Origin of the sequence: Kitasatospora sp. NPDC056531 (genome assembly GCF_042794375.1) — a bacterium.
Classification (GTDB): Bacteria; Actinomycetota; Actinomycetes; order Streptomycetales; family Streptomycetaceae; genus Kitasatospora.
Map to the genome: position 1 here is coordinate 65,790 of NZ_JBHTTU010000028.1, position 13,161 is coordinate 78,950.

General features: G+C 72.2%; 13 protein-coding genes and 1 pseudogene. 13 read left to right on the forward strand and 1 reads right to left on the reverse strand.

Going from position 1 to position 13,161, the window contains the following annotated elements:
• The first annotated feature begins 109 nt into the window (after positions 1-109).
• From ACFQ87_RS23165 to ACFQ87_RS23195, 7 genes are all read left to right on the forward strand, one after another.
• Positions 110-583: an NUDIX hydrolase gene (locus tag ACFQ87_RS23165; RefSeq protein ID WP_380612693.1), complete on the forward strand. Its 474-nt coding sequence runs from the start codon at positions 110-112 to the stop codon at positions 581-583.
• Between the two features lie 55 nt (positions 584-638).
• Entirely contained in the window at positions 639-965 is a 327-nt protein-coding gene (locus ACFQ87_RS23170) for a DUF2469 domain-containing protein (protein ID WP_030056781.1), read from the forward strand.
• 183 nt (positions 966-1,148) lie between these two features.
• A complete protein-coding gene (locus tag ACFQ87_RS23175; RefSeq protein WP_380612722.1) occupies positions 1,149-1,637 on the forward strand; it encodes a YraN family protein in 489 nt (162 codons plus the stop codon).
• A gap of 1 nt (position 1,638) precedes the next feature.
• Entirely contained in the window at positions 1,639-3,348 is a 1,710-nt protein-coding gene (locus ACFQ87_RS23180; protein ID WP_380612694.1) for a YifB family Mg chelatase-like AAA ATPase, read from the forward strand.
• A complete protein-coding gene (gene dprA, locus ACFQ87_RS23185; protein ID WP_380612695.1) occupies positions 3,345-4,622 on the forward strand; it encodes a DNA-processing protein DprA in 1,278 nt (425 codons plus the stop codon). The genes ACFQ87_RS23180 and dprA overlap by 4 nt, the downstream gene beginning before the upstream one ends.
• Positions 4,623-4,958: 336 nt before the next feature.
• Entirely contained in the window at positions 4,959-5,957 is a 999-nt protein-coding gene (gene whiG, locus ACFQ87_RS23190) for an RNA polymerase sigma factor WhiG (protein ID WP_380612696.1), read from the forward strand.
• 112 nt (positions 5,958-6,069) lie between these two features.
• Positions 6,070-6,654: a TetR/AcrR family transcriptional regulator gene (locus ACFQ87_RS23195; RefSeq protein ID WP_380612723.1), complete on the forward strand. Its 585-nt coding sequence runs from the start codon at positions 6,070-6,072 to the stop codon at positions 6,652-6,654.
• 228 nt (positions 6,655-6,882) lie between these two features.
• Here ACFQ87_RS23195 and ACFQ87_RS23200 read toward each other — a convergent pair.
• Positions 6,883-7,107, reverse strand: a pseudogene (locus ACFQ87_RS23200) (peptidoglycan DD-metalloendopeptidase family protein); the annotation flags it as partial.
• Here ACFQ87_RS23200 and ACFQ87_RS23205 point away from each other — a divergent pair.
• The 6 genes from ACFQ87_RS23205 to ACFQ87_RS23230 all read left to right on the forward strand — a co-directional run bounded on the left by ACFQ87_RS23205 (position 7,007) and on the right by ACFQ87_RS23230 (position 13,043).
• The gene (locus tag ACFQ87_RS23205; protein ID WP_380612697.1) at positions 7,007-7,393 is read left to right on the forward strand and encodes a hypothetical protein; all 387 of its coding nucleotides are present in this window, start codon (positions 7,007-7,009) and stop codon (positions 7,391-7,393) included. The pseudogene ACFQ87_RS23200 and the gene ACFQ87_RS23205 sit on opposite strands and share 101 nt — an antisense overlap.
• Before the next feature lie 572 nt (positions 7,394-7,965).
• Complete coding sequence (gene rpsB / locus ACFQ87_RS23210) at positions 7,966-8,835, forward strand: 30S ribosomal protein S2 (protein WP_380612698.1); 870 nt, start codon at positions 7,966-7,968, stop codon at positions 8,833-8,835.
• Positions 8,836-8,964: 129 nt separating this feature from the next.
• Positions 8,965-9,804, forward strand: coding sequence for a translation elongation factor Ts (gene tsf / locus ACFQ87_RS23215; RefSeq protein WP_380612699.1), 840 nt, complete (start codon positions 8,965-8,967; stop codon positions 9,802-9,804).
• A gap of 261 nt (positions 9,805-10,065) precedes the next feature.
• Positions 10,066-10,830 carry a UMP kinase gene (pyrH, locus tag ACFQ87_RS23220; protein WP_148642763.1) on the forward strand — a complete coding sequence of 255 codons (765 nt, stop codon included), beginning with the start codon at positions 10,066-10,068 and terminating at the stop codon, positions 10,828-10,830.
• Positions 10,831-10,926: 96 nt separating this feature from the next.
• Positions 10,927-11,484 carry a ribosome recycling factor gene (frr, locus tag ACFQ87_RS23225; protein ID WP_380612700.1) on the forward strand — a complete coding sequence of 186 codons (558 nt, stop codon included), beginning with the start codon at positions 10,927-10,929 and terminating at the stop codon, positions 11,482-11,484.
• Between the two features lie 299 nt (positions 11,485-11,783).
• Complete coding sequence (locus ACFQ87_RS23230) at positions 11,784-13,043, forward strand: phosphatidate cytidylyltransferase (protein ID WP_380612701.1); 1,260 nt, start codon at positions 11,784-11,786, stop codon at positions 13,041-13,043.
• Positions 13,044-13,161 lie beyond the last annotated feature (118 nt).

Sequence of the window (13,161 nt, forward strand, 5' to 3'; positions counted from 1 at the left end):
CGGCCGTCGCCGGCCGGGCCGCTCTGCCGAACATCGCCCCGGACGGACGCGTCGGGTGGCAGGATCGATAGCGCCACCGATCCGTACGGAAGGAGCGTGGAGCGCTGCCATGACAGCACAGCGTCGCCGGGCGGCGCGGATCCTGCTGCTGGACGGGCTGGACCGCATCCTCCTCTTCCTGGGCGCCGATCCGGCCGCGCCCGGGGAGACGTGGTGGTTCACGCCCGGGGGCGGCTTGGAGCCGGGGGAGGACGTGCGTGAGGCCGCCGAACGGGAGCTCGCGGAGGAGACCGGCTTGCGGGGTGTGGACCTGGGGCCCTTGGTGGCGTACGGCACGGTGTCGTTCTCCTTTCAGGGACAGCGCTACGAGCAGGAGCAGTGGTTCCACCTGGCCCGGACCACGGAGACGGGTCTGGACCACTCGGGCATGGGCGGGGACGAACACGCCCAGCTGCTCGCGGCGCGCTGGTGGACGGTCGAGGAACTGCGGGGGACCGCCGAGACGGTCTATCCGGCCGGACTGGTGGACTTCCTCGGGCGGCTGCTGGCAGAGGGCCCGCCGGTCGATCCGGTACGGCTCTGAGCGTGGGTGCGGTGGTCCACAATGGGTGGACGTGACAAGTTGAGGGGACGCCTGGATGAGTGCCGAAGATCTCGAGAAGTACGAGACCGAGATGGAGCTCAAGCTCTACCGGGAGTACCGGGACGTCGTCGGCCTGTTCAAGTACGTGATCGAGACCGAGCGACGGTTCTACCTCACCAATGACTACGAGCTGCAGGTGCACTCGGTCCAGGGCGAGGTGTTCTTCGAGGTGTCGATGGCGGACGCGTGGGTCTGGGACATGTACCGGCCGGCCCGGTTCGTCCGCAAGGTCCGGGTGCTGACCTTCAAGGACGTGAACATCGAGGAACTCGCGAAGAGCGATCTGGAGCTGCCCTCGGACGAGTCCGGCTTCGGGAACTGACGTTGGACGACTCCGTCCCGCGTTGTCCAGCCGAATTTCGCGCGACGGGGGCTTCTCACTCCTGCGGGTGACAAAAGTTGTCCACAGGCCTGAGTTATCCACAGGGTCAGGGAATTTCCCGGCTTCGTCGCGCACGGTGGTGCAGCCTCCTCGGCGGAGGTGGTCACCGTGCAGAACACCGTCGTGCAGGACCAGGCCGTACCGAACGCGGCCGCAGCCGGGGCGGACACCGGGAAGAGCCCGGACCGCAACACCAAGAGCGGGCTCGGCCGCTACGGGGAGCGGGTCGCCGCCCGCCGCCTCGCGGAGGCCGGGCTCCGCATCCTTGACCGCAACTGGCGCTGTGTCGAGGGCGAGCTGGACATCGTCGCCCTCGACGGCGACACCGTCGCGGTCTGCGAGGTGAAGACCCGCTCCGAGCGGGGCTTCCAACAACCCAGCGAGGCCATCGGTCGGGCCAAGGCCGCCCGGCTGCAACGCCTGGCCGAGCGCTGGATGGCCGAACGCTGGCCAGGCCACTTCGCCCGGCTCGCCGGGCCCGGGTACGACCCCGGGCCGGCCGATCCGCAATGGCCGCCCGCTCCACCGGGCGGGGTGCGGATCGACCTGGTGGCCGTGGTCAACCGGGCGCGGGGTGCGGCCCTGGTCGACCACCTGCGGGGGGTGGTCTGAGATGGCCTTCGCCCGAACCTGTTCCGTCGCGTTGGTCGGGGTCGACGGAGTGATCGTCGAGGTCCAGGCCGATCTGGAGCCCGGGGTGGCCGCGTTCACCCTGGTCGGCCTGCCCGACAAGGCACTCACCGAGGCCCGCGACAGAGTCCGCGCCGCGGTCTGCAACAGCGGGGAGGCCTGGCCGCAGCGCAAGCTGACCGTCGGCCTCAGCCCCGCCTCGGTGCCCAAGAGCGGCAGCGGTTTCGACCTCGCGGTGGCCTGCGCCGTGCTGGCCGCCGCCGAGCGGCTCGACCCGTCCTCCATCGCCGATCTGCTGCTCATCGGCGAGCTGGGGCTGGACGGCCGGGTGCGGCCGGTCCGCGGGGTGCTGCCGTCGGCGCTGGCCGCCGCCGACGCCGGGTACGAGCGGGTGGTGGTCGCCGAGCAGACCGCGCCCGAGGCCTCGCTCGTCCCCGGGGTGACGGTGATCGGCGTCCGCAGTCTGCGCCAGCTGGTCGCCATCCTGACCGGGGCGACGGCGCCGGAGGAGCCGCCCGACCCGATCGGCGGCCGACCGGATCCGCTGATGGCCGGCCTGATGCTGCCCAGCGCCTGCGTGCGGGGCCTGCCCGACGACCGAACGTTCCGCCTCGACATGGCCGACGTGGCCGGCCAGTACGAGGCCCGGCGGGCGCTGGAGATCGCCGCCGCCGGAGGACACCACCTCTACCTGAAGGGGCCGCCGGGTGCGGGCAAGACGATGCTGGCGGAGCGGCTGCCCTCGCTGCTCCCGCCGCTGACCCAGAAGGAGGCGTTGGAGGTCACCGCCGTCCACTCGGTGGCGGGCCTGCTCCCGGTCGGACGCCCGCTGATCGACACCGCGCCCTACTGCGCCCCGCACCACTCCACCACGATGCCCGCGATCGTCGGCGGCGGCAGCGGCCTGCCGAGACCGGGAGCGGTCTCGCTGGCGCATCGGGGCGTGCTCTTCCTCGACGAGGCACCGGAGTTCCCGGTGCGGGTGCTCGACGCGCTGCGCCAGCCGCTGGAGTCGGGTGAGGTGGTGATCGCCCGCTCGGCCGGATCGCTCCGGCTCCCGGCCCGGTTCCTCCTCTGCCTGGCCGCCAACCCCTGCCCGTGCGGGCGGTATTCACGGCGGGGCGAGGGCTGCGAGTGCACGCCCGCGATGGTCAGCCGGTACCAAGGGCGGCTCTCCGGCCCGCTGTTGGACCGGGTCGACCTCCAGGTCCAGGTCGCCCCGGTGACCAGGGTCGAGCTGATGGAGCGGGACGTCACGGCGGAGAGCACCGAGACCGTCGCGGCCCGGGTGCTGGCCGCGCGGGAGCGGGCAGCGGCCCGGCTGGAGCACACCCCGTGGCGGACCAACGCGGAGGTGCCGGGCCACGAACTGCGCACCCGCTGGCAGCTCGCGCCCGGCGCACTCAACGACGCCGCGCGCCAGCTGGAGCGCGGCCTGCTGACCGCCCGAGGCCTGGACCGGGTGCTCCGGGTCGCCTGGACGGTCGCCGATCTGGCCGGCCGCGACCGGCCGGACCAGCGGGACGTGCGCACCGCCCTGGTCATGCGCACCGGGGTCGAGCAGGGTCTGCCGCTGACCGAACGCCCCTTCGGCCAGCTCCGGGGCATCCCGGCCCAGCGCCGGAGCGGCCCGGACGACGACTGGCCGCAGGAGCGGGAGCAACCCCCGGCGAAGGAGGAGGACGCGGCATGAACCGGCTGTTGAGGAACCCTCAAGCACCCCGCAGGGCCGAGGCCGACGACGGAGCCGTGCCGGAGACCGTGGCAGCGCCGGAGGCCGGAGCCGCGCTGGACACCGCCGCCGCGGCCGGCACCGCGGCGGAGCCCGACACCACTGCCGCCCCCGAACCGGAGCGTCTCGCCCGCGTCCTGCTCAACCGGCTGAGCGAACCGGGGGACGCGGTGGTCGGCCGCTGGCTCGGCCAGCTCTCCGCCGTGGAGGTGGTCCGGGCGATCCGGGCGGGTACCGTCCCCGACCACCCCGGGCTGGACGCCGCCCGACTGGCCGCCTACCAGGCTCGGCTGCCTGGCCTCGACCCGGCGGACGACCTGAAACGGGTACGAGCCGTCGGTGGACGCTTCATCATTCCGGGGGACACGGAATGGCCCAGTCAACTGGACGACCTGGGCGACGGACGCCCGATCGGGCTGTGGACCAGCGGCACCGGATCACTGCGGCTGCTCGCCCTGCGCTCGGTGGCGGTGGTGGGCTCCCGGGCCTGCACGGCCTACGGCGCCCACGTCGCGGGGGAGCTGTCGGCCCAGCTGGCGGAGCGCGGGTGGGTGGTGGTCTCCGGAGCCGCCTACGGGATCGACGCGGCCGCCCACCGAGGGGCGCTCGCCGTCGATGGGATGACGATCGCCGTGCTCGCCTGCGGGGTCGACGTGGCCTACCCGAAGGGGAACGCCGAACTGATCCGGCGGATCGGCGTCCAGGGCCTGCTGGTCAGCGAGCTCCCGCCGGGGGAGCACCCGAACCGGTTCCGCTTCGTGCTCCGCAACCGGGTCATCGCGGCGCTCACCCGGGGCACCGTGGTGGTCGAGGCGGCCGTGCGCAGCGGAGCCCTCAGTACGGCCAGACGGGCGCGGGACCTCAACCGCCACACCATGGGCGTGGCCGGCCCGGTCACCTCGGAGCTCTCCGCCGGGGTGCACGCCCTGATTCGCAGCGGCAGCGCCACCCTGGTCACCGACGCGGCCGAGATCACCGAGCTGATCGGGGCGATCGGGGAGGACCTGGCGCCGCAGCGCAGCGGTCCGGTGCTGCCACGGGACCTGCTGGAGCCCGCGGTGGCCAGGGTGCTGGAGGCCGTCCCGGCCACGGCGGAGGGGGCCCCGGTCGAGCGGTTGGCCCGTCAGTCCGGGCTCTCGCCGGACGAAGTCCTGCAGCGGCTCTACGAGTTGACCTCGCTCGGTTTCGTGGAGCGGCACGGTGCGCATTGGCGCGTGGTGCGGAGAAGGGGGTGATCGTCGGGAAGGAGAACGCACGTGTGCCTGGGGAGGGCGCGCCGGGACGGCCCGGCTGACCTGCTGATCCGGTTCTTCCGCTGGTGTGGCCGGATCCGGTGGGCGAACGCCACCGGATCGGGGGACCACCGAGTGGCGGTAGCGCTTTGCAGTGAGTCGGTCACGCTACGCTCCACATGCCTTCCCTATCAGCACATGACTCGGCAGAACGGCGCAGACCAACGTATGCCCACACACATTCCCGGACACAGAGTGACCGGTGGCGCTCGGTCCTCGGGAGGGCCGCGGACCGAGCGGCGACCGGCGACCGAGTTCCCGTCCAAGTCGGCGGGGGCGATGGGAGGTCTGTCGCGCCAGGGCGGCCGGCCGGCGGTGGTGCCGGGCCAGCCCGCGGACGCGGCCCGCGACACCGAACCGGCCCACGCCAGCAGGGCGGCCGGTGAGGCGGGCGCGCCAGGCGGCGCGACCGCCGACCGCGCGCCCCGCCCGTCCGACAGCGCCCCCACCCCGGGTGCCACCTCCCCACCGGGCGCCGTCTCCCTACCGGGTGTCGCCTCCCCGCCAGGCACCCCGGGGCGCAGCGCGCTCGAAGAGCTCTGGCGCTCCTACAAGGAGACCGGCGATCAGCGGCTGCGCGAGCAGCTGATCCTGCACTACTCACCGCTCGTCAAATACGTCGCGGGCCGGGTCGGGGTCGGTCTGCCCTCCAATGTCGAGCAGGCCGACTTCGTCTCCTCCGGGGTCTTCGGGCTGATCGACGCGATCGAGAAGTTCGACATCGGCCGCGCCATCAAGTTCGAGACCTACGCGATCAGCCGCATCCGCGGCGCGATCATCGACGAACTGCGGGCCCTCGACTGGATCCCCCGCTCCGTGCGGCAGAAGGCGAAGGCCGTCGAACGAACGTACGCAACGCTGGAGGCCCGGCTGCGCCGGACGCCGCACGACCCCGAGGTCGCGGCCGAGATGGGCATCGCGATCGAGGACCTGCACGCGATCTTCAGCCAGCTGTCGCTCGCCAACGTGGTGGCCCTGGACGAGCTGCTGCACCCGGTCGGCGAGGGCGGTGACCGACTGAGCCTGATGGACACCCTGGAGGACCACGGCGCGGACGACCCGGTCGAGGTGGCCGAGGACCGCGAGCTGCGCAGGCTGCTGGCCCAGGCGGTCAACACCCTCCCCGAGCGGGAGAAGACCGTGGTGACCCTCTACTACTACGAGGGACTCACCCTCGCCGAGATCGGACAGGTGCTGGGGGTGACGGAGAGCCGGGTGAGCCAGATCCACACCAAGTCCGTCCTCCAACTGCGTGCCAAGCTCTCGGACGTCCGGTAGCGCACGCCGGATCCACTCGGCGGGCCGGCACCTCGTCCGAACGCGCGGCACCGTTTCGGCCGCAGGTATGGCTCCGTACAGTGGGGGCGTGCCGAAGATCCGAGCGGCCACGGTGGCCGAGCATCGCCAGCTGCAGCGGGCAGCCCTCCTCGACGCTGCCCGCACCCTGCTCACCGAGGGCGGCATGGAAGCCCTGTCCTTCCCCGCGCTCGCGGCGCGCACTGGGCTGGCGCGCTCCTCGGTCTACGAGTACTTCCGCTCCCGCGCCGCCGTGGTCGAGGCGCTCTGCGAGGTGGACTTCCCGCTCTGGGCGGCCGAGATCGAGGCCGGGATGGAGAGCTGCGACACCGCGGCCGAGCGGATCGAGGCGTATGTCCGGGGCCAGCTGGCGCTGGCCGTCGATCCGAGGCACCGCGCGGTCGTGGCGATCTCGGCGCTGGAGCTCGACGAGGCCGCGCGCGAGCGCATCCGGGCGGCGCACGGCCGACTGGTCGGCCTGGTGGTCCAGGCGCTGGCGGACCTCGGCCACGAACAGCCCCGGCTTGCCGCGGCTCTGCTGCAGGGGGTCGTGGAGGCGGCCGTCCGCCGGGCCGAGCAGCTGGCAGCCGGGGACCGCGCGGGCTGCCAGGCCGAGACCCCGGAGGCGGTCGCCGACGCCGCCGTCGCCCTGGCTCTGCACGGCCTCGCCCGCGCCTGAGCCGCCGGCCACGCCCGAACCATCACCCACGACGGGGCCACCGTCCACAACCGGGCCCCCACCCACGACGGGGCCGCCCGGAGCAGGCCCGTGCAACCCGGAGCCATCCGCCCGCCCGGCCCCGCCCAGCGGCAGCAGGCGCGCCGCGCCGACGCCGAGCAGGGCCAGCGGGTCGAGGTAGCGACCGCCGCGCAGCAGCCCCCAGTGCAGGCAGTCCCGTGCGCCGCAGTGCCGCCCGCCCGGGGCGAGCTGCCCGATGACCTGTCCGGCGGCCACCGCGGTGCCGACCGGGACGGTGCCGGTGACGGGCAGGTAGGTGGTCCGCAGCGGCGGAGTGCCCGAGCCCGGGTGGGTGACGGTCAGCACCGGCCGTCCGGCCACCAGCCCGGAGAACGCGACCACCCCGTCGGCCGCCGCTCGCACCTCCGCCCCGGGCGCGGCGGCGAGGTCCACTCCCCGGTGCCCGGCCGCCCAGGGCTTCGCCGGCGGCTCGAACCGCCCCAGCACCCCACCGGGCCCGCCCGTCGGCCAGGCCCGCGCCGCCGCACCGCGACCGGCCGCCGTCCCCGGGCCGTCCGCCCCGGGCGCGGCGGCCGCCGCCCCCGCACCGCCCGGCCACCCGAGCACCAGTGCCGCCACCACGGCCAGCACCAGCACCACGCCGCCGAACACGGCAAGCACGGTGAACGCGGCGGACACCCCTCGAACCCCACTGAGCCCAGTCATGCCCCGAGGCTGATCCCACCCCCGCCCCCACACCACCCCGTTCCGGATTCCTGTGGACAAACCGCCCCCGCCCACGACCGCCGTCCCCCCAACGGGTGTACGGACGCCGCCATCCGGTGTACAAACGGCATGCGAGCGCCGAAGCACGGGCAGGCAGCCCACCGAAGCGCACTCTGCTCACACTGCTCTCCCGCCGCCGCGGACCCGCCCGTCGCAGCCGTTCCCAGGCTTCTCCCACGCCCTCCGCAGGCCCTCCGCCGCTCGCGAAGTCGCTCGCCCCTCGGCGCTTCCCGTACACTTCACACGCGACCCGGTCCACCGGGTCGACTTCGCACGCCCCGCCACCGGTGGTCGGACGCGGTTCTTCCGCGGCCCCGCCAGGTGCGAGTGCCGCTCGGTCCGCCGAGCCCGACCGGTCCCCGGACCGAGCGGGTGGAAGCGGCTCGGCACGATCGGGGCGTCAGGCGTGGCTGTCACCTGGCCGCCACGGACAAAACCGAGCCTGACCTGGCCGCAGGCGGTTGCCCGACGGGAAAACCTCACGGGAACGCCGCAGCCGGGCCGTAACACCTGAGGAGCACGGCAATGGCCGTCGTCACGATGCGGGAGCTGCTGGAGAGCGGCGTCCACTTCGGTCACCAGACCCGCCGCTGGAACCCGAAGATGAAGCGCTTCATCATCACCGAGCGCAACGGCATCTACATCATCGACCTGCTGCAGTCGCTGAACTACATCGACCGCGCCTTCGAGTTCATCAAGGAGACCGTTGCCCACGGCGGCAGCGTCCTCTTCGTCGGCACGAAGAAGCAGGCCCAGGAGGCCATCGCCGAGCAGGCCACCCGCGTTGGCATGCCCTACGTGAACCAGCGCTGGCTCGGCGGCATGCTGACCAACTTCTCGACCGTCTACAAGCGTCTGCAGCGCCTGAAGGAGCTCGGCGAGCTGGACTTCTCGGACGTGGCCGGCTCCGGCCTGACCAAGAAGGAGCTCCTGGTCCTCCAGCGCGAGCACGACAAGCTGGAGAAGACCCTCGGCGGTATCCGCGACATGCAGCGCGTTCCCAGCGCTGTCTGGATCGTGGACACCAAGAAGGAGCACATCGCGGTCGGCGAGGCCCGCAAGCTCAACATCCCGGTCGTCGCCATCCTCGACACCAACTGTGACCCGGACGAGGTCGACTACAAGATCCCGGGCAACGACGACGCGATCCGCTCCGTCACCCTGCTGACCCGTGTGATCGCCGACGCCGTGGCCGAGGGCCTGAAGGCCCGCGCCGGTGTCGCCAAGGGCGACGTCAAGGCCGAGCCGGGTGCCGACCAGCCGCTGGCCGACTGGGAGAAGGACCTCATCGAGGGCGAGAAGAAGGCCGAGGAGGCCCCCGCCGCCGAGGCTCCGGCCGCCGAGGCTCCGGCCACCGAGGCTCCGGCCACCGAGGCTCCGGCCGAGCAGGCCTGACGCACCAAGGGTGAGGGGTGCCCGCCGGTGCGACACCGGTAGGTGCCCCTCTCTCCCGCGCCGGGGCCGAACCATCGGTCCCGGCGCATCCCCACGCAGACACGCGAGACGCGAGAAGAGATTCACACCATGGCGAACTTCACCGCCGCGGACGTCAAGAAGCTCCGTGAGCTCACCGGCGCCGGCATGATGGACTGCAAGAAGGCCCTGGACGAGGCCGAGGGCAACGTCGAGAAGGCCGTCGAGCTCCTGCGCATCAAGGGCCAGAAGGGTGTTGCCAAGCGCGAGGGCCGTGACGCCTCCAACGGCGCCGTCGCCGCGCTGATCGCCGAGGACAAGAAGTCCGGCGTTCTGGTCGAGCTGAACTGCGAGACCGACTTCGTCGCCAAGGGTGACAACTTCGTCCAGGTTGCCGACGCGATCGCCGCCCACGTCGCCAAGACCGCCCCGGCCGACCTGGACGCCGCCCTGGCCTCCGAGATCGAGCCCGGCAAGACCGTCCAGCAGTTCGTGGACGAGGCCAACGCGACCCTGGGCGAGAAGATCGTCCTCCGTCGCTTCGCCCAGTTCGACGGTGACGGCTTCGTCGCGGTCTACCTGCACAAGACCAGCCCCGACCTGCCGCCGGCCGTCGGCGTCCTGGTCGAGCTGGACAAGGAGAACGCCGAGGTCGCCAAGGATGTCGCGCAGCACATCGCCGCGTTCGCGCCGAAGTTCCTGTCCCGCGAGGACATCCCGGCCGAGGAGCTCGAGAACGAGCGCCGCGTCGCCGAGGCCACCGCTCGCGAGGAGGGCAAGCCGGAGGCCGCCCTGCCGAAGATCGTCGAGGGTCGCGTCACCGGCTTCGTGAAGGAGAACTCCGTCCTGGAGCAGGCCTTCGCGAAGGACAACAAGAAGACCGTCGCCAAGGTCCTCGAGGAGAACGGCGTCGCCCTCAAGCGCTTCGCCCGCTTCCGCGTCGGCGCCTGAGCCACGTTCCACCTGGTCCCAGCCCGCTTTAGGCTGGGAACCGCCCCCGCCCGCTGACCAGGGCGGGCGGAACGCCGAACGGGCTCACCCAGCGCCAACCGTCCATGGGCGGGCCGCTTCGGCACCATGAACGACGAGGAGGCCATTGCCGTGCAGGACACCGAACCGGTTCCCGCGGCAGTGGCCTCCTCGCGTGTACGCGCAGGCCGGGTATCCGCACACCCAGGCCTGTGAGCCAGCAGGTGCAAAAAGGAGAAGTCCATGCAGGAGACGCAGGAGACCGCGCAGGACCCCCAGGCGGGCTCGCGCCGCCGGGTGCTGCTCAAGCTGTCCGGTGAAGCCTTCGCCGGTGGCGGCGGGCTCGGCGTCGACCCGGACGTCGTGCACGCGATCGCCCGGGAGATCGCCACGGTCGTCCGCGCCGGTACCGAGGTCGCGGTGGTCATCGGCGGCGGCAACTTCTTCCGGGGCGCCGAGTTGCAGGTCCGCGGGATGGACCGGGCCCGTTCGGACTACATGGGCATGCTCGGCACCGTGATGAACTGCCTGGCGCTGCAGGACTTCCTGGTCAAGGAGGGTATCGAGACCCGGGTCCAGACCGCCATCACCATGGGCCAGGTCGCCGAGCCGTACCTGCCGCTGCGGGCCGTCCGGCACCTGGAGAAGGGCCGTGTGGTGATCTTCGGCGCCGGTATGGGCATGCCGTACTTCTCGACCGACACCACGGCCGTCCAGCGCGCCCTGGAGATCCACGCCGACGTTCTGCTGATGGGCAAGAACGGCGTGGACGGCGTCTACGACTCCGACCCGCGGACCAACCCGGACGCGGTGAAGTTCGACGCGCTGGAGTACTCCGAGGTCATCGCGCGCGACCTCAAGGTCGCTGACCTCACCGCGATCACGCTGTGCAAGGACAACAACCTCCCGATGCTGGTCTTCGAACTGCTGGCGGAGGGCAATATCGCGCGTGCGGTGAAGAGTGAGAAGATCGGCACACTCATCAGCCAGGATTCCGTCCGGGCCTGAGCAGCAACCAGCCGTACGGGACGGCGTCCGCCGCGACCGGCCCCGATGCCGACACCGGTCGGGACAACAGCAGATGAACCGGACAGGGAGACCACAGTGATCGACGAGATCATCCTCGAGGCCGAGGAGAAGATGGAGAAGGCCGTCAACGTCGCCAAGGACGACCTCGCGGCCATCCGAACCGGCCGTGCCCACCCGGCGATGTTCGCCAAGATCGTCGCCGAGTACTACGGCGCCGTGACGCCGATCAACCAGCTGGCCTCGTTCTCGGTGCCGGAACCCCGGATGGCGGTCGTCTCGCCGTTCGACAAGACCGCGCTGAAGGCCATCGAGCAGGCGATCCGCGACTCCGACCTGGGCGTCAACCCGTCGAACGACGGCTCCATCATCCGAGTGGTGCTGCCCGAGCTCACCGAGGAGCGCCGTCGGGAGTTCATCAAGATCGCCCGTACCAAGGGCGAGGACGCCAAGGTCTCGATCCGTTCGGTGCGCCGCAAGGCCAAGGACGCCATCGACAAGCTGGTGAAGGACGGCGAGGTCGGCGAGGACGACGGCCGCCGCGCCGAGAAGGAGCTCGACGACCTCACGGCCAAGTACGTGGCCCAGGTCGACGTGCTGCTGAAGCACAAGGAATCCGAGCTGCTCGAGGTCTGATGAACGACGCCCCTGACGCCCCTGGCTACTGGGGCCCGTCCGACCAGCAGTTCCAGCCCTACCGCCCGGCGCCGCAGCCGCAGGCACCCCGGCCGTCGGCCCAGCCGGCGCCGGGGTACGGCGAGCACCCGGCGCCGGTCCAGGGACAGCCCGCCCCCGGGCACCCCGCCCAGGGACACTCCGGCCAGGCTGCCCACCAGGGCGGGCCGGGCGCTGTCCCGGGTGGCCCCGCCCTCCGTTCGGATCACTCGCAGCAGCCTCCGGTGTACTGGGGCGGAGACGCGGAGGAGACTCAGGTCATGCCTCCCGTACCGGCCGATCCCGGTCCGCACCCCGGTGTGCCCGACCACGGCCCCGCCCAGGGCCGGTCGGTACCGCACCACGGGCAGGCGACCCCGGGTCAGCACGTGGTGCACGGTCAGCCGACGGTCCCCGGCCAGCCGGCCGACCCCGGCGCGGGCCCGGCCCGGGAGGCCGGCCGGCTGAGCGGCGGCCCGTTGTTCCGGGACGAGCAGCCCGAGACGGCGCCGCCGGGTGTGACGGAGACGGTCGTGCTGCGCGCGATAACCGACGACGTCACCCTCGCCCCCGGTCCCGGCGCCCAGCCGTACCCGGGGGCTCCGGTGCGTCCCGCACCGCCGCAGAGCCACCAGGCGGCCGGGCAGCCCCACTTCGTGCCGTCGTCCCACCCAGGGCAGGAGACACCCGTGGCCGCCCAGCCCGCCCCGCAGCCGGAGCCGCGCAAGCAGCGCGGTGGCCGTAACCTCCAGGCCGCCATAGGCGTGGGGGTGGGCCTCGGCGCGGTGATCGTCGCCTCGCTGTTCGTGGTCAAGGCGCTGTTCCTCGTGGTCGTGATGGCCGCGGTGGCGGTTGGCAGCTGGGAGCTGACGTCCCGCCTCGCTGAGCGCAAGCAGATCAAGGTGCCGCTGGTCCCGCTGGTGGTGGGCGGCGTCGCGATGGTCGCCACCGGCTACTGGGCCGGGGTCGAGTGGGCCGCCGCCTCGCTGGCGCTGACCGGGCTCGCGGTGATGGTCTGGCGGATGGCCGCACCGCCGGAGAACTACCTGCGGGACATAACGGCGGGTGTGTTCACCGCCTTCTACGTGCCGTTCCTGGCCACCTTCGTGGCGATGATGCTGGCGGCCGACGACGGCCCCCAGCGGATCGTGCTCTTCCTGATCGTCACGATCTGCAGCGACACCGGCGCCTACGCCGTGGGCTACAAGTTCGGCAAGAACAAGCTGGCTCCGACGATCAGCCCCGGCAAGACCCGCGAGGGCCTGGCCGGCGGCATCGGCCTGTCGATGCTGGCGGGCGCCCTGCTGATGCAGCTGATCATCGACGACGGCAGCTGGTGGCAGGGTCTGATCCTGGGCGGCTGCGCGGCGGTCACCGCGACCCTGGGCGACCTCGGCGAGTCGATGATCAAGCGCGACCTCGGGATCAAGGACATGGGTACGCTGCTGCCCGGCCACGGCGGCATCATGGACCGGCTGGACTCGCTCCTGCCGACCGCCCCGGTGGTCTGGCTGCTGCTGGCCGCCTTCGTCGGCAGCTAGCGCGACGGCTCAGCGCGACAGCTCAGCGGGGGGGGGGGGGGGGGGGAGGGGGGGGGGGGGGACGGCGGGTTTTTTCCTGTCACGGGAAAAAGCAAACAAACGAAAAAGAAAAAATGTT

Excerpts from the sequence above, each read along its gene's own strand:
- ACFQ87_RS23180 (WP_380612694.1), top strand. The coding sequence starts at position 1,639 with ATGGCCTTCGCCCGAACCTGTTCCGTCGCGTTGGTCGGGGTCGACGGA.
- ACFQ87_RS23165 (WP_380612693.1), top strand. The coding sequence starts at position 110 with ATGACAGCACAGCGTCGCCGGGCGGCGCGGATCCTGCTGCTGGACGGG.
- dprA (WP_380612695.1), top strand. The coding sequence starts at position 3,345 with ATGAACCGGCTGTTGAGGAACCCTCAAGCACCCCGCAGGGCCGAGGCC.
- pyrH (WP_148642763.1), top strand. The coding sequence starts at position 10,066 with ATGCAGGAGACGCAGGAGACCGCGCAGGACCCCCAGGCGGGCTCGCGC.
- tsf (WP_380612699.1), top strand. The coding sequence starts at position 8,965 with ATGGCGAACTTCACCGCCGCGGACGTCAAGAAGCTCCGTGAGCTCACC.
- ACFQ87_RS23230 (WP_380612701.1), top strand. The coding sequence starts at position 11,784 with ATGCCTCCCGTACCGGCCGATCCCGGTCCGCACCCCGGTGTGCCCGAC.
- whiG (WP_380612696.1), top strand. The coding sequence starts at position 4,959 with ATGGGAGGTCTGTCGCGCCAGGGCGGCCGGCCGGCGGTGGTGCCGGGC.
- ACFQ87_RS23170 (WP_030056781.1), top strand. The coding sequence starts at position 639 with ATGAGTGCCGAAGATCTCGAGAAGTACGAGACCGAGATGGAGCTCAAG.
- rpsB (WP_380612698.1), top strand. The coding sequence starts at position 7,966 with ATGGCCGTCGTCACGATGCGGGAGCTGCTGGAGAGCGGCGTCCACTTC.